The sequence below is a fragment of the Bacteroides sp. AM32-11AC genome (genome assembly GCF_003603515.1).
Classification (GTDB): domain Bacteria; phylum Bacteroidota; class Bacteroidia; order Bacteroidales; family Bacteroidaceae; genus Bacteroides; species Bacteroides uniformis.
In genome coordinates, this window is record NZ_QTNH01000009.1 from 58587 (window position 1) to 75309 (window position 16723).

Sequence of the window (16723 nt, forward strand, 5' to 3'; positions counted from 1 at the left end):
TAAAAATGAAAACCTTAACGTTGCTTTTCTCCTTGTTCTTGATGTGTCCGCTGTCTGTCTGGGGACAGTCGGCAGATGAGTTGCTTTCGAAAGTGTCCGATGCACTTTCCGAGGGTAAAGATGACTATGCGGTGAGTTTGTTTCGCCAGGCGGCAAATGCCGGTGAGGATAGGACGGAAATGTTCTACTGGACCAATGTGGACAAGAGCAGTGAGGTGGCTCCCCGTCTTGCGGATGTGCTGGCTGTGCACTACAAGGAAATGCGGAATTACGATAAAGCCTACCTCTTCTATAAGGAGTTCTTGCAGCGTCATCCCGAAGACGTACCTGCACTTGTCTCTTGTGCCGAAATGGAGATGATGCGGGGAAAGGAGAAAGATGCCTTGAAAACCTATGAAAAGGTATTGATGCTGGATGCCGACAATCTCCAAGCCAATATCTTCTTGGGGAATTATTATTATCTCCAAGCCGAGAAGGATAAGAAGAAGCTCGAAGAAGACTATAAAAAGATAACTTCCCCCACAAGGATGCAGTATGCACGCTATCGCAACGGATTGTCAGACGTGTTCACCAATAGCTACGGCAAGGCTAAGGCATACCTGCAACGCGTGCTTCAGGTATTCCCCTCCATGGAAGCAGGCAATACGCTGGAAAAGATAAAGAAGATGGAGCTGGAGCTGAAATAGCTGTCCGCATTCCGACTAATAGGAAGGGGCTGTTTGTCTCTTATTTCTCTCCGGTCTCTTTTAATCTCTTCAGATATTCCGAAGGTATGCAGCCGAATTCTTCCTTGAAGCATTGCCGGAAGTAGAACAGATTGTTTATACCTACCTTGAATGCTATTTCCGAAATGTTGTATTTGCCTTCCAGCAGGTATAACTCGGCGTGTTTCATCCTTATCTTGCGGACATATTCGTTGGTGGAAAGTCCGGTAAGCGCTTTCATCTTGCGGTAGAGGGTGGAATTGCTCATGCACATTTTATCCGAAAGATAGCTGATGTCTATTTTGTCTGAAGAAAGCCGTTCCTCTATCAGCTGGTTTATCTTGTGGATAAACTCGTTGTCCAGCTTGTTGAGCGATTCTGTAATGACAGCCGCTTTATTGCTTATGGCGGCATTGGCGCTGAAATGGTTTGCCAGGTTGCGCCGCGACTGGAGCAGGTTTTCTATACGGCTATGCAGCAGGCTGGCGCTGAACGGTTTGGTGAGGTAGGAGTCGGCACCTACCTGGTAGCCTTCCTCTTTGTTGCGCAGCGAGTCTTTGGCTGTCAGCAGTATAATGGGTATGTGGCTGGTGCGCACGTCTTTTTTCAGCTCACGGCACATCTCGTTTCCGTCCATTACCGGCATCATAATGTCACTGACGATGATGTCAGGTATTTCTTTCAGGGCGCTTTCCTTGCCCAGCTTTCCGTTGGCGGCAGTCTTTACTTCAAAGTGGTCGGAGAAGGATTCGGCTATATAGTCGCAGATGTCCGGATTGTCTTCCACTACCAGCAATATGGGTTTGTCGCTGGATGAAACTTGATTTACTTGTGCCTCTTCTATATGCTGGACGTTGCTTTCCTTTTCCTGCGAATCGGCATGCAGTGCCTGCGGGTAACTGTTGTCGGTAAGCAGGCTGACGTAGAAGGTGCTACCTTGATTGGGAGCACTCTCTACGCGGATTTCCCCTTCGTGCAAGGCTACGAGATTCTTCACCAGTGACAGTCCGATACCGGTACCCGAAGCCTGGTGTTTGCCGCCTTCCTGGTAATAACGGTCGAATATGTGGGGCAGAGCCTCCGGCTTGATACCGTATCCCGTGTCGCTGACCCGGATTTCCGTATAGTTCACTTCGGCACGTTCCACTTGCCGGATACCGATGCTGATGCTACCCTTTTCCGTGTACTTTAGGGCATTGGATATCAGATTGTCCAGGATGGTCTGGATAATTTCCTTGTCGAAGTATATAGGCATATGCTCTTTCTCCACCACCAGCCGGATATCGACGGCTGGCTTCCGGTTCAGTTCCTTGTACTTCAGGCCTATCTCGCGGATAAGGGGTACGAGGTTGTCCCGGCTCACGCAGAGTTTCTTGTTCTGGGTCTCGGTCTTTCTGAACTCCAATATCTGGTTGATGAGGTTCAGTAGCCGGATGGCACTTTGGTGAATGACGGATATCTTCTGTGCGTCTTTGGTGGATAGTGTATCACTTTTCTGTATGTCTTCCAGCGGACCCAGTATCAGCGTAAGCGGGGTGCGCAGTTCATGGGTGATGTTGGTGTAGAAGCGCAGGCGTTCGTTGTTCAGTTCCTGCTCGTGTTCGTGGCTCTGCTTCTCCAGTTGGTACAGTGCTTCAGCATCCAGTCTTTTCTTGTAGGCATAGAGTATAGAGAAAAGGATGATAAGGGACAGCAGGATATAGAATGACTTTGCCCACCAAGTAAGCCAAAGGGGTGGGGCGATGCGGATGTTCAATGAGGTGGTTGCGTCCGACCATGCTTGGTTGCGCATGCGCGTTTTCACTTGGAACTGGTATTTCCCGGGAGGAAGATTACGGAAGGTGACATTATTGGGGTCTGTAAGCGTATACCAGGAGTTCTCGAGTCCTTTCAGCATATAGGCATATTCCACTTGGTTGACCAGGGCATAGTTCTGGATGTTGAACCGGATACTGAAACTATTCTGTGTATATTTCAGTTGCACGTTCTTCTGTCCGTTTAAGGCAATGGTGCTCTGTCCGTTTTCCGGTTTGTTCAGCGGGTCGGTAATTTCAATGTTGGTGATGAATGCGGGTGGTGATTTGCGTTCCTGCAATACAACTTCCGGGTTGAAATAGCACAGACCGTTTATAGAGCCGAAGTAAAAGTTGCCGTCTTGTCCGTAGGCTACACTGCCCCGGCTGAAGCTTCCCATGGGTAGGTTGTCGTGATAGTCGTAGTTATAGAAAATGTCTTTACTGTCCACAAGACAGCTGATACCTTTGTTGGTGCTCACCCAAATATTTCCTGCTTTGTCCTCACCGATGGCTTGTATGTGGGTGTTAGCCAGTCCGCTTTCACGCTGGTATACTTTGTAGTTTCTGTCTGTCAGGGAGGGGAAGCATACCAAGCCTTCCCCCGTGGCCACCCATAACCGCTTTCTGCTGTCTTCGTAGAGAGCATTGATGGTATTGGAGGGGAATTTGGCTAGGACGTTGAAGAGCTGGATGCTTTGGAGTTGAGGGTCATAGAGGCCCAGGCCTCCTCCGAAGAATCCTACCCAAACTTGGTCTTCGGAATCTTTCAGCACACAGCGGGCCAGATTGTTCTCCAGATTGTAGTGTGCCTTGATTGTCTTGCTGTCACAATCTATAAGATAGACGCCTTCGCTGGTTCCGACCCAAATGTTTCCCTGCTTGTCTTCATGAAAGGAACGTACGTCAGTGCGTGACTTGTCTTCGGAGAAAATCTGCCGGAAGCTTTGGCTCTTGGGATTGTAGTAGGCTATTCCTCCATAAAAAAGCCCGAACCATAATCCTCCCTTTGAGTCGCACAAGGCTGCCTGCACCGTATTGCTTCTGAATTTCTTGTTGTCAGCATTGTATATGGCTATTCGTCTTCCCTTGTTGAATACGTTGATTCCTCCTCCATCGGTTCCTATCCAGAGGTTACCGGCTTTGTCCATACAGACACCGAAGGCTATTTTACTGTTCAGGCTGTTGTTGGTGGATGGAAAAGGAGAATATTTATAAGTGCTGAAGAGTGACGGCTCGCGTTTTATGAAGTTGATGCCGCCTCCCCAGGAACCTGCCCATACATTACCGAAGGAATCTTGGAGCAGGCAACGGATACTGGAGTTGGACAAGCCGTATTCATCGTCTCCCTCCCGGATAGAAAGCGCATGAATCTGGTCCGACGAACGGAAAAGCTGTTGGGACAAATCCACTACAGCAATGCCGCCGAATTCCATGGCTATCCAAAGTCTGTTGTCATCCAGTTGGTGTATATCATATACACGGTGCGATATGCAGTTGGTTTTGTCGTCGAAGGGGATGAAACTTTCCGCTTCCGGGTTAAACAGTACCACTCCTCTATCGGTTCCTATCCATATGTTTCCGCTTTTGTCTTTGTAGACACATGTCACTTCGTTGCCGGGCAGGCTGTTGGGGTTTTGCGGCTCGTGTGTGAAGTTCTTGACTGTCTTGTCTTTTATGGAAAGTATACTGAATCCCCGGTCCACATGCCCGATATAGAGTAGTCCGTTACCACCGTCTATGGCAGACCAGATATGGTTGCTTGCAAAACCCGGTACGGTTTCGGTATTGTAATGGGTGAATTGCCCGGTTTGCTTGTCAAAATAGTCCACGCCTTTCCAATAGGTGCAAATCCATAGGTTACCGTCGGAGGCGGCAATGATTTTGGTAATGTCGTCCGTAACCAGGCTTTCAGGGTTGTTTTCGTTGTGTCTGTAAGTGATGAATGAATCGTTGGCATAATTGTATGCATTGATTCCGGCACGCTGGGTTCCTATCCATAAGATGGAGTCGACGGGATCGTCCAGCAGACAGTTCAGTTCGTTGCCGGTGATGCTTTGCTTGCCGGTTGTTTCTTTTTTATAATAGGTAAGGAAGCGTATTCCGTCGAATTTATTTAAACCCTCTTCTGTGGCAAACCATAGAGAGCCCCGTTTGTCTTGGGCTATGCTTACCACATGGTTGTTGGACAGCCCTTCACGGATACTCAGATGTTTTATGGTATATGGCTGCGCGGATAGCAGGAATGGCAGGCATAGGAAAATGGAAAGTAGAATCTTCTTCATAACGGGTCGTTTTTCATTGCATGAGTCAAAAGTACAAATAAAATCTTTAGATGATGTGCACAAATCGTGCATTGACAGATTTATATGCCTTCTCTGCAAGATTTATACAGCTGTTGAATCGAAAATTGGCATATGTTTGCATTGCCGATTATTATAAATCGGAACAAAATGTACTTTTTTGTTTAACTTTAATAATAATATTTATGAAGAAGCATTTCTTTAACGCCACTTTCTGGGCGTTATTATCGCTGGCTTTATGGACTACTGGATGTAGTGACGATGACGGATACTCTGATGTAGACGGGCAGATTCCGACAATGACATTGGTGACGGATCATATTGAATCCGGTGCCGGCCATCGTTTTACCATTGAAGGTTCGTTGGCTGACCAGGATGGAATTGTATCCGTCAATTTGCAATGTGCCGATCTTTATCTGAACAAGACCATTGATTTGGTCGAAATCTATGGAGCTCCCCAAACGGAGTATGAGTTGAGCTATTCTTATGACCTCAAGCGTGATGAAATCGGTGAACGCTTCACCGTGAAAGTGACCGTAACAGATGCGGGCGGGCGTGAAGTGTCGCAGGATGTGTTGATAACGATGGATGGGGACTTTGAGAATCCTACATTTACAATTGCCCCTGGTAAGGAGGTTACCGTACTGATAAAGGATGAAACAAAGTTCAACCTGAATTTCACGGTGAAAGATGACCGGATACTGGATTATGTACTCATTGAGATTCCTGGGGTAGAAGGTTTTGAAAGCCGCCGTATAGAGGCTGGCGGGCAATCTACTTTGAGCTTTACGGAGAAGATTATTCTGCCTAATGAGGTGAAAAGTTACGATGTGACTTTGACGGCTGTGGATGCCAGAGGCAATCAGACAGTGACCAATAGTACCATCAGTGTATCTGAAATGCCTGACTTCCCCAAAATGTATCTGGCCGATGTGGCAACCGTAGAGGAATTGAACAGTGATATTTTCGGTGTACCGATGGTGATTAACCATACGGGCGAGTACCAATATCGTGCACGTTATTATAATAAAGCTGCCGGTACGGAAATTTTCTTCTTACCGCAAAAGACAGACTTTACTCCTATCTGTTTTGGCCTTGATCCGGAGGATAATACAAAACTGACGGATGACCCGGAAACGGCTAAACCTATTGTCTTGGATGAGGCTGGTGTTTATTATGAAATAGACATCAATGTGAAAGAGTCTACTTATAGTATGCGCACGTACTCGGTGACAGAGGCTACAAATCCGATGAAATATGAATATGGAAAGCCTTGTTTTGACCGTTGGGAGAATGGGGAATCGTTCATTGATTTCTATATCGGTTGGGGAGGTTCTCCTCAGGATGCGGGAAATCAGTTGTTTGCCCAGGATAAAAATAATCCTCATCTTTTCTATTATCCGGAAAATGGAACTTGGACGCTGGAAGCCGGTGAAGAAATGAACTTCATCATATCCAATTATCATCCCGACGGATGGTGGGATCATGTGGAATGGCGGTGTGACGACTCTCAGAATGTAGAGAAGTTTGGTTACTTCAGTAAGAAAGGGGATGTGAATCCTAATTGGGAAGGCACCAATCAGCGTTGGGAAGACGGCTCGATGGTAGGTGACAACTGGATGAAGCCTACGGTTACGGTGACCGGCAACTACCGCTTTGAGTTTGACGCGCATTTGGGTCGCGGCAAGATTGTTCCTGCTAATTAAAAAGTAACATTAGATTTAAGATATGAAAAAGCAAATTCTATTATTATGTCTTGCGCTGATAAGCCTTTGCGGTTATGCGCAGCAGATAACGGTTAAGGGTGTGGTGACTTCGGCCACCGACCAGCAGCCGTTGATTGGAACTACAGTTCAAGTGAAAGGTACCGGTACGGGTACAATTACCGGTATCGACGGTGATTATACATTACCCAATGTAGACAAGAATGCAGTGTTGGTATTCTCTTCTATTGGTTTTGAGTCTCAGGAAATAGCTGTAGGTGGACGTACTACGATTAACGTGGTACTGAAGGAGGCTGCGGAATTACTGGATGAAGTGGTGGTTATCGGTTATGGTGCTGTGAAAAAGAGCGATTTGACCAGTTCTATTGCTACAGTAAAAGGCGATGAAATCACTGAAACCGTGACCGGTAATGCTATGGATGCTTTGCAGGGTAAGGTAAATGGTGTACAAGTCACCAGTGGTGGTGGCCCTGGAGCTACTCCGAAGGTGCTGATTCGTGGTGTAACTACCGTAAACGGTACGAATCCGCTGTATGTAGTGGATGGTATGCCGGTAGGTGACAATATCAACTTTCTGAATAGTAACGATATTGCTTCCATGGAAGTATTGAAAGATGCTTCGGCTGCCGCTATCTATGGTACACGTGCATCAAACGGTGTCATCCTGATTACTACAAAGAAAGGTAAGACTGGTAAAGCCCGCATCAATTGGAATTCTTCTGTTGGTTTCCAGACCGTGGCCAAACCTAATATTGCCGGTGCGGCTGAATATAAAGAAGTGTTCAATACCCGTTATACGAATGATGGCCTTTCTTCTATCTGGAACGATACGGGTGCTACGACCAATCCCGGTGGTACAGACTGGTGGGATACTGTAGTCAATAAAACAGCTTTGGTGCAGAACCATTCACTTAGTGTTGCCGGTGGCTCAGAACAGTTTGTTTATAACTTTAGCGTGGGCTATTATCGTAACAACTCACAGTTTGATGTAGGTTATTGGGATAAGATAAATATCCGTCTGAATACTGAATATACATTTAATAAGTATGTAAAATTGGGAGTTGATATTGCTCCACGTGTCGAATCATGGGATGATACCCCAAACCAGTTCTCGGCAGCCATGGCTATGGACCCGACAACTCCGGTATTCCGTCCGCAGGACCAATGGGAGGATAATGAGTACAACAACTATCAACGCTCTTACAACAACCAGGAGTGGAATCCCGCCGGTTCAATTGCCCGTAGCAATGCTCATTCTCGCGAGTTGGGTGCCATTCTGAATACCTATCTGCAGGTAAACCCGATAGAAAAGCTGACGTTGCGCACCCAGTTCGGTGCCAATGCACACTATCGCCGTTCTGATTCATTCGTTCCGAAGTTCAATATGGATCCGTTGGAGAAACAAGACTTGAACGAAATCACCCGCCGCAATCAGGAGTGGTTTGACTGGAACTGGACGAATACAGCCACTTACATGGACACTTTCGCTGAAAAGCACAACTTGAATGTAATGGCTGGCTTTACTGCCGAACGTTTTGCATGGTACAATACTCAGGCACGGCGTGATAATGTTCCCAATAATCTGGACCAGATGCAGGAAGTGAATGCCGGACAGCAGGGTACGGATGAGGCCAACGGTGAAACCACTTACAATACGCTGGTCTCTTTCCTGGGTCGTGTCATGTACAATTACGATAACCGTTACTATATTTCGGCATCTCTTCGTGCTGACGGTTCTTCCCGTTTCCCGAAGGGCAGCAAGTATGCCCTCTTCCCGTCAGTTTCCGCTTCCTGGCGTGTCATCAGTGAGGCATTTATGCAGGACCAGGACATCTTCAGTGACCTGAAGCTTCGTGGAGGCTGGGGCCGTGTAGGTAATCAGAATATCAACAATAATGCTACCCTTACTTTGTTGAGCGAAACCCAATACTATTATGGCAATACGTTGGCAAATGGTTACTTCGTATCTACAGTAGGTAACAACCAGTTGAAGTGGGAGACTGTGGAAGATTGGAACGTAGGTGTGGATATGTCATTCCTTGATTCACGTTTGGGTGTAACATTCGAATATTTCCAGAAAAAGTCCATTGACATGCTCTACCAGAAACAGAATATCCTCTCTTTGGGATATGATAATTGGAACAGCCAGATTTGGATGAACATCGGTAGTATGCAGGCCCGCGGTTGGGAAGTGGGACTTACCTGGCGCGATGAAATCGGCAAGGATTTCTCTTACGATCTTGGTCTGAACCTTTCTGCCGTACGCAACAAGGCCATCAAGTTCTCGGGCGACGGTCCTATCAATGTCGGTGGATTCAATAGCGACCAGATTATCCGTAACGAAGATGGTGGTTTTATCTCCCGTTTCTACGGTTACGTGGCCGATGGCTTGTTCCAGAATTGGGAAGAGGTGTATGCGCACACTGACGAACACGGAACACTGATTCAGCCCAATGCAAAACCGGGAGACATCCGCTTCAAGGACCGGGACCATAACGGAGTGCTCGATGCCAATGACAAAGATTATATCGGCAATCCTTATCCTGATTTAATGATGGGTCTGAATATTGGTATGCGTTATAAGAACATTGATTTTGCAGCCAATTTCTATGGTACGTTCGGTAATGATATTTACAATGTTACCAAAGGAAGGTACTCCGGTTCAGGTGGACAGAATGTCTGGGCAGGTACACTGGAGAAAGCATGGCATGGCGAGGGTACCGGCAATGATATTCCCCATTTGTCGAGCAATGACTTGAACCTGAACTATAGCCGTGTTTCCAGTTTCTATGTGGAAGATGGTTCCTACTTGCGTTGCAAGCTGTTGCAGATAGGCTATACGCTTCCTAAGAAATGGGTTGGAGGTGCTGACTTGCGTCTTTCCTTCTCTGCACAGAATCCGTTTACCATTACCGGTTATTCGGGAATGGACCCCGAACGCCCGATGGTTGACGGTACTACCGACAGCTCTGGCAGTGCCATCAATACCGGTATTGACAACGTGGCTTATCCTAATCCGAGAACATTCTTGTTTGGCATTGACTTCAAATTTTAATTCTTGATTATCCATGAAACGAATATTTACAATAGTAGTTCTGATTGCTTCGCTGGTGTTTACCTCTTGCGAGGACTTCTTGACCGAAGACGTACGCGGGCAATTGAACGTGGACACTTATTATAAGTCCATAGAAGAGTGTGAATCCGCAGTCACGAGCTGTTATCAGGCTATGACGTATGGAGGATGGTGGCAAATCAACACCGTGTGGTTACTTTCCGAAATGTGTGGGGATGATGCCTGGATGGGGAATACTTCTCAGTCTCAGAGTGATTATATCTCATTGGCGCATTATCAGGGAAACGGTGCCAGCAATGGCCCTATCTCCAATTTTTGGCAGTACCGTTACAAAGGTATTTTACGTTGTAACATAGCCATAGAACGCATTGCGGCTCTCGAAACCCAAGAGACAGAAACCAGAGACCGTCTGGTGGCAGAAGCCCGTTTCCTGCGTGGCTACTATTACTTCGAATTGGTGAGAAATTTTGGCGGGGTGCCCTTGATGACCAGTTTCCAAATGCCGGAAGAAGTGGAGGGAACAGAACGTGCTACGGCAGAAGCCGTGTACAAATTCATAGAGGATGACCTGATGGCAGCTGCCGAAATACTGCCGCAACGCAGTACTGCGCAAGTAGGGCATGCTACCCGTGGCGCCGCTTTAGGATTATTGGGTAAAGTGTACCTCTATCAGGAGAAATGGCAGGCTGCCCATGATGTGTTGAAGACTGTGATAGATGAAGGCGAATACCAATTGCTTCCCGATTTCGGGCAGGTATGGAATGTCGACTATGACAACAGTGCGGAGAGCCTTCTGGAAATCCAGTATGAATATCATCCCACTTTGGGCTTAGGAGGGGCGCTTGCTACGGTAACCGGTGCCCGTAATGGTCCTGGTGATGGTTGGAGCTGGTGTCAGCCTACGGCAAATTTGGAGCAAGCTTATATTGAGGCCGGTGATACGGAACGTTTGAAATGGACAATAATCAAGTCGGGCTGTACAGAAATTGCCGGCGAAGACCAATTCGAAGATTTCATTGACGCAAGCAAAGCGTTGAATAAGTATCAGGAATATCTTGATAAATATGGTTGGGACCCCAATTGCTATATTATCAATCCTGCTGACCATAAGTCGGCACGTATCATCCGCAAGTATTTCCTGCCGATGAAATACCGTGCCCAAGGCGATGCGACGGCTTACGCCACGGACAAGAGTCCTTTGAATCACCGCATTCTGCGTTATGCCGATGTCCTTTTAATGTATGCTGAGGCCTGCAATGAACTGGGTGATGACGCTTCTGCCCGTGATGCTCTCAATCAGGTGCGCAGACGTGCCAAGTTGGATGACGTTACGGCAAGTGGAAAGGCATTGCAAAGTGCCATTCGCCTGGAGCGCCGTTTGGAATTGGCTTTCGAGCAGAACCGTCTGTATGATATCCGCCGCTGGACTGATACAAATGGTAAAAAGATGATTAGCAATATCCTGGGACCGAACGGTTCCTTTGTGAAGTGGAACACTGAAGAGGCTACCCGTGACGCTCTTGAGTGGGAAAATAAAGGTGAAGCAAGTGACAAAGGCATCACTTTCAATGAAAACCGCGACATGGTGTTCCCCATTCCTTTGTACGAAATCACGATGTCCAACGGTTCCATTACCCAGAATCCGGGTTGGAATTAAACACATTCTGATGAAAGCAGATTGTTGCAGGAACTGATTATTCAATAGGTCTTTATATTCTGTCGCGGATAGTTTGCAATGGATTATCCGCGGCAGTTTTTTTAATCCAAAATAATATCATGAATTTGAGACACATTTTTATTCTTCCGGCACTGCTTACCGCAATGGCTTGCAGCGATGATTCTCCCGTTACACCGGATACTCCCGACACTCCTGATGGTCCGGACATTACAAACAGCGTAGAGAAACTGGTGAGCATCGATGCCGGACAGACTTTCCAGACAATAGCCGGCTTTGGCGCTTCGGACTGTTGGTCGCCTGCCTTTGTGGGCAAGTCATGGACTTCGCATCGTGCGGGGATTACGGAACTGCTTTTTTCTTCAGAGATTGTGGGCGGCAAGCCGAAAGGAATCGGCCTTTCCCAATGGCGGGTGAATCTTGGTGGCGGCAGTGCCGCGCAAGGTGAAGCCTGCGGCATCGAGGACAAATCCCGTCGTGCGGAATCCTATCTTACCGATGACTTGACGTACGACTGGACCCGTTGCGAGGGACAACGTTACTTCATGGACCGTGCCAAGGAGCTGGGATGTAACAATTTCGTTCTTTTCAGCAATACACCTCCCGTGCAGTACACCTATAATGGAAAAGGATTTTCCGCCAGAGGGGGACTTTCCAATCTGAAACCGGAACATTATGGTGACTTTGCAGGATATATGGCCGATGTAGCGGCCCGTTATACCGCTGAAGGCTATCACATAAGCCATATCTCGCCCGTCAACGAGCCGCAGTACAACTGGGACAGCGGTCAGGAGGGCAGTGGCTGGACCAATGACGAAGTGGCTGCACTGGCACGCGAGTTGGATATGTCGTTGGATGACCGGGGGCTTTCCACAGACATTCTCTTGGGCGAATCCGGTGATTGGGAGTATCTGTATAAAGTGAAAGGCGATGCCAACCGCAGTAATGTATTCTCAGCTTTCTTTACACCCGGCTCTTCCGCCTACGTGGGTGACTTGGCACACGTGAAGAATCTCATTTGCGGACACAGCTATTGGACTGACGGCACATGGGACGGTATGCGCAACGTGCGCAAGCAAGTGGCCCAGGCTGCCGGTCAGTATAATCTGGATGTTTGGCAGAGTGAATGGAGTATGCTGGGCGATAATTACAGCAGTTCCGAATTCGTGGGCTACGAGCAGGCTTCTGAGATGGATATCGCTTTCTACATGTCGAAGGTCATCCACAATGACCTCACTGTGGCTGGGGTGTCTTCCTGGAGTTACTGGACATCGATGGATGTTTCCCGTTGGGGGCATAAGAACCGTTTTCTCTTGATTTCGCTGGTACCTGCCGGTGGCGAGTATGGTGATATAGAGCAGGAGGGAAGCTATCAGGCTACTGCCACTCTTTGGGTACTGGGCAATTACAGCCGCTTTATCCGTCCGGGATACCGCCGTATTACCCTCGACTTGAACGAATCGCGTACTTTTTTCGGTTCCGCCTGGCTTTCTCCCGAGGGGGATAAGGTAGTGGCCGTCTATACAAACATGTCTGATAAGGCGGTTCGCTTAGGTGAAACGCATGTGGGATGGAGCAATGAAGCGAAGTCAATAGCTACTTATACAACTACCGGTAGCAAGAATCTGGTGGAAGGAACGGTGGCGGCAGGCAAGCAGGTGATTCTGGAAGCCAAGAGTGTGACAACCGTGGTGTATAGCCTGAAGTAAGGAATTAGTTTAACTTCAAAGAAAATCTATATGAAAATGTATTTTAAGAATAACAGGACTGCTCTTGTCTTTTTGCTGGCAATGCTGGTCGTTGCTCCGATAAAGGCGCAGGTGGCATTTGGCGATGCCGCAAAATTCAATGACGGATGGCTGTTCCGGCTGACGGACGACTCGGCTATTGTCCGGACTGACTATGACGACAGCGAATGGCGGAAGCTTTCTTTGCCACACGATTGGTCCATAGAGGGGCAATTGTCGCCCACACTGGCCAGTTGCACCGGGTACCTGCCGGGTGGGATAGGCTGGTATCGCAAACACTTCAGGGTTGAAGACAACGCAACACGTCATTATATCTATTTCGAAGGGGTATATAACCGGAGCGAGGTTTACCTGAACGGGCATCTGCTTGGCAGGCGCCCCAACGGCTATGTATCGTTTCTTTACGACATGACCCCTTACCTGAAGGAAGGCGACAATGTGCTGGCTGTCCGTGTAGACCATAGCCGTTATGCCGATTCACGTTGGTATACGGGGTCGGGCATCTATCGCGATGTATGGCTGGTGGCTGCTCCCGATACACATATTGCGCAATGGGGTGTGGGCTGGCATGCCGCTTCGCTGACAGACAAGCAAGCCGTCGTTGCGGTCGATGTAGAGGTGGAGAAGCACAAGGCAACTTCCGACAAACTGGAACTGAAGGCTTCACTGTACGATACTGCCGGAAAGAAGGTGGCACAACGCCGTGTGCGTGTTGCCGATGGAAAAGAGGGCATTGCCAAGCAAAGTCTTGACTTGAAAGTGTCCAAACCCCATCGTTGGAATCTGGATAATCCGTATCTGTATACATTGAAAACCGAATTGCTTGCCAATGGCAAACGCATTGACGGCAGTGAGACCAAAGTGGGACTGCGTACGCTGGAATTTGATGCCAACAAAGGTTTTGCCCTCAACGGCAACTGGATGAAGGTAAAAGGTGTATGCCTGCATCATGATGCAGGAGTGCTGGGTGCAGTAGTGCCGCCGGAGGTATGGGAACGCCGTCTGAATAACTTGAAAGGGATTGGCGTAAATGCCATCCGCATGAGCCATAACCCACAAGCCCCCGTTCTTTATGAACTGTGTGACCGCCTGGGATTTCTTGTAATGGATGAAGTCTCTGACGAATGGGAGTTTCCGAAACGCAAATGGGTACAAGGCTGGAATGTGGGTACTCCGAGTTATGACGGTACTTTCGACTTCTTCGAGGAGTGGATAGAACGGGACGTAACCGATATGGTACGTCGTGACCGCAATCATACCTGTATTTTCTTGTGGAGTATCGGCAATGAAGTGGATTATCCGAACGACCCTTATTCGCATCCCGTTCTTGATGGAGCTAAAATCAACCAGCCTATGTTCGGGGGCTATAAGCCGGATGCTCCCGATGCCATGCGCATCGGAACCATAGCAAAGCGTCTGGCTGCCTGTGTACGTGCCGTGGACACTTCCCGTCCCGTGACCGGAGCTTTGGCGGGTGTCGTGATGTCGAACGAGACGGAGTATCCCGATGCTGTGGATGTGGTGGGGTATAACTATACGGAAAACCGCTACGACCAAGACCATGCCACTTATCCGGACCGCATTATCTATGGAAGCGAGACGGGTTCGGGGCTTGATGCCTGGTATGCCGTCCGCGACAAGGATTTCATCTTCGGGCAGTTCATCTGGACCGGTACGGATTATCTGGGTGAATCGGGCAGATGGCCGTCCCGCGGTTTGTACACGGGTTTGCTCGATTTCGGAAGTTTCCCCAAGCCACGCGGACATTTCCGGGCTTCGTTGTGGTGCGAGAATCCGGTCACGTATGCAGGAACATATCCGGTATATGTCCATCCCAAGCATCCCGAGCATGTATTCCTTTCGCTTGATGCATGGGACATCTGGAACTATGACGAGGGGCAGAACATACGTGTGGTGTGTTATACCAATGCTCCGCAGGCGCGTTTGCTGCTCAACGGCAGAGTGGTAGGCGAGATGAAACCTTATGATGAAAAGACCGGCATCATCTACTGGGATATTCCTTTCCGGGCTGGTGAGCTTCGTGCTGAGGGCTGCGATAAGGAAGGAAATGCCTTGTCGAGCTATTCCATCCGGACATCCGGACGTCCTTATGCCATCCGTGCCACGGCGGATCGCACTATTTTGTCCGGCGACCGCGCCACTGCGCACATAACCGTAGAGGTGGTTGACGAAGAAGGTACTGTTGTGAAACTTGGCGACAATGAAATTACGTGTACAGTTGAAGGAGCGGCGCGTCTGCTTGGGCTCGAAGGCTCTGACAACAGTGACATGAGTGATTATACCGATAACCGTCACCGCGTATACCACGGGCGTTTGCTGGCCTATATACAGACTACCGGAGGAGAGGGACCGGTTAAAGTAAAGTTTGCTTCCCCCCTTCTGAAAGGAACTGAAGTAAAGTTTGAAGTAGGGCAGTAGTACACTACTATGGACTTATGTTTGTGCCATCGTATTGGCACAGTCGTGCCAGTACGATGGCAAGGCTGTGCCAGTATGGTGGCACAACTTTGCCAATGCGATGGCACGGGTTGTGCATTTCTTACAGAATGTATTGCACTTCCTTGAACAGATATTCCCGTTCACTTCCTCCTTCATCCTCCAGCACGAACCGTCCGTCTTGCTCTACACGCAGCAACCGGGCAAGGAACTTGCCGTTGGCATCTTCATAAGGGTGCAATCCCCGGCGACGGAAAAGGGAGCGGGCATACCGTGTGGATATCTCGTCGGAGTAGACGGCGAAGTCCTCCATTTGGAGGCTGTTGTAGTAGATTTGTACACGTCTTAGGATATGGGCAAGGATTTCATAACGGTCGTGCTCCTTTCCGGTGATTTGTTTCAGTGAGACGGGGTTGGGAGCATCACTGTTGAAGACTTCCTGGTTGATGTTGATACCGATTCCGGCAATGCTGCGCCTGATATGATGTCCGGAAAGGTCGTTCTCTATCAGTATGCCGCAGATTTTCTTGTCTTTCCAATAAATGTCGTTCGGCCATTTGATGGTGATTTCATCAGACCATCTGCTCAGCTCTTCCTTAATGGCGAGGGAAACGATTTGTGAAAGGATGAACTGCCGGCGGGCTTCCAGAAAAGAAGGGTAGAGTACAAAGCTGAAAAGCAGGTTCTTGCCTTCTTCAGCTTCCCAGGTGTTGCCGCGCTGGCCTTTACCGGCAGTTTGGAACTCGGCAGTCACGGTTGTTAGTTCGGCAACGGATTCTTGCAACTGGTTGCAAAGCTGGCTGAGGTATTGGTTGGTCGATGCCGTCTCGTCCAATGCCACCAGCGGGAACGGGAATGTGTCAGGGCAGGGCTTCATATTCGGTACGCATTTTTTTGGTGAACTTCTTCAATACTTCTTCCACGGAGTGGTCTATCAGTTGCTTCAACAGTTTGTCGTCGACGTCACCGTCAAGGAACACCTGGTTCCAGTACTTTTTGTTGAAGTGATAGGCACCTTCGATGGCAACATAGTGCTCCCGCAGTTCGAGTGCATATTCGGGGTCGCATTTCAGACAAATCTTGTTGGCGCTTTCCAGGTCGATAAGTGCAAACATTTTATCCATGACTTTCATCACGAGCGAGTATTCGTCAAACGGAAAGCATTCCGTGACGGCTTTTTTGCTGAGGCAATATTCGCGGGCGGTTTCGATGTCCATGATGGTATTTACGGTTTTACGGTTTACAA

The 16723-nt window shown here is 48.4% G+C and carries 9 protein-coding genes; 6 read left to right on the plus strand and 3 right to left on the minus strand.

Annotation, left to right across the window (positions count from 1 at the left end; all coding sequences use genetic code 11):
- Positions 1–5 precede the first annotated feature (5 nt).
- Positions 6–686: a tetratricopeptide repeat protein gene (locus tag DW800_RS11060; RefSeq protein WP_034523335.1), complete on the plus strand. Its 681-nt coding sequence runs from the start codon at positions 6–8 to the stop codon at positions 684–686.
- A gap of 40 nt (positions 687–726) precedes the next feature.
- On the opposite strand, the gene DW800_RS11065 is transcribed toward DW800_RS11060, so the two are convergent.
- Positions 727–4782 (minus strand): hybrid sensor histidine kinase/response regulator transcription factor, encoded by a 4056-nt coding sequence (locus DW800_RS11065; protein ID WP_119958064.1) that lies wholly within the window; start codon positions 4780–4782, stop codon positions 727–729.
- Between the two features lie 203 nt (positions 4783–4985).
- Between DW800_RS11065 and DW800_RS11070 the strand changes: the two genes are divergently transcribed.
- From DW800_RS11070 to DW800_RS11090, 5 genes are all read left to right on the plus strand, one after another.
- On the plus strand, positions 4986–6506 hold the full coding sequence (locus DW800_RS11070) for a hypothetical protein (protein ID WP_008665740.1): 1521 nt from the start codon (positions 4986–4988) through the stop codon (positions 6504–6506).
- A gap of 22 nt (positions 6507–6528) precedes the next feature.
- Positions 6529–9579, plus strand: a complete 3051-nt coding sequence (locus tag DW800_RS11075) for a SusC/RagA family TonB-linked outer membrane protein (protein WP_119958065.1) — start codon at positions 6529–6531, stop codon at positions 9577–9579.
- 13 nt (positions 9580–9592) lie between these two features.
- Positions 9593–11254, plus strand: a complete 1662-nt coding sequence (locus tag DW800_RS11080) for a RagB/SusD family nutrient uptake outer membrane protein (RefSeq protein ID WP_119958066.1) — start codon at positions 9593–9595, stop codon at positions 11252–11254.
- Between the two features lie 119 nt (positions 11255–11373).
- Complete coding sequence (locus DW800_RS11085; RefSeq protein ID WP_119958067.1) at positions 11374–12981, plus strand: glycoside hydrolase; 1608 nt, start codon at positions 11374–11376, stop codon at positions 12979–12981.
- A gap of 36 nt (positions 12982–13017) precedes the next feature.
- On the plus strand, positions 13018–15459 hold the full coding sequence (locus DW800_RS11090) for a sugar-binding domain-containing protein (RefSeq protein ID WP_035450313.1): 2442 nt from the start codon (positions 13018–13020) through the stop codon (positions 15457–15459).
- Between the two features lie 121 nt (positions 15460–15580).
- On the opposite strand, the gene DW800_RS11095 is transcribed toward DW800_RS11090, so the two are convergent.
- Both DW800_RS11095 and DW800_RS11100 read right to left on the minus strand, forming a co-directional pair.
- Positions 15581–16354 (minus strand): biotin--[acetyl-CoA-carboxylase] ligase, encoded by a 774-nt coding sequence (locus tag DW800_RS11095; RefSeq protein WP_005835105.1) that lies wholly within the window; start codon positions 16352–16354, stop codon positions 15581–15583.
- On the minus strand, positions 16338–16694 hold the full coding sequence (locus tag DW800_RS11100; protein WP_035450221.1) for an MmcQ/YjbR family DNA-binding protein: 357 nt from the start codon (positions 16692–16694) through the stop codon (positions 16338–16340). Before DW800_RS11100 ends, DW800_RS11095 begins: the two co-directional genes overlap by 17 nt.
- Positions 16695–16723: the final 29 nt, after the last annotated feature.

Coding starts and splice junctions, on each gene's coding strand:
- DW800_RS11060 (WP_034523335.1), top strand. CDS start 6: ATGAAAACCTTAACGTTGCTTTTCTCCTTGTTCTTGATGTGTCCGCTG.
- DW800_RS11065 (WP_119958064.1), bottom strand. CDS start 4,782: ATGAAGAAGATTCTACTTTCCATTTTCCTATGCCTGCCATTCCTGCTA.
- DW800_RS11070 (WP_008665740.1), top strand. CDS start 4,986: ATGAAGAAGCATTTCTTTAACGCCACTTTCTGGGCGTTATTATCGCTG.
- DW800_RS11075 (WP_119958065.1), top strand. CDS start 6,529: ATGAAAAAGCAAATTCTATTATTATGTCTTGCGCTGATAAGCCTTTGC.
- DW800_RS11080 (WP_119958066.1), top strand. CDS start 9,593: ATGAAACGAATATTTACAATAGTAGTTCTGATTGCTTCGCTGGTGTTT.
- DW800_RS11085 (WP_119958067.1), top strand. CDS start 11,374: ATGAATTTGAGACACATTTTTATTCTTCCGGCACTGCTTACCGCAATG.
- DW800_RS11090 (WP_035450313.1), top strand. CDS start 13,018: ATGTATTTTAAGAATAACAGGACTGCTCTTGTCTTTTTGCTGGCAATG.
- DW800_RS11095 (WP_005835105.1), bottom strand. CDS start 16,354: ATGAAGCCCTGCCCTGACACATTCCCGTTCCCGCTGGTGGCATTGGAC.
- DW800_RS11100 (WP_035450221.1), bottom strand. CDS start 16,694: ATGGACATCGAAACCGCCCGCGAATATTGCCTCAGCAAAAAAGCCGTC.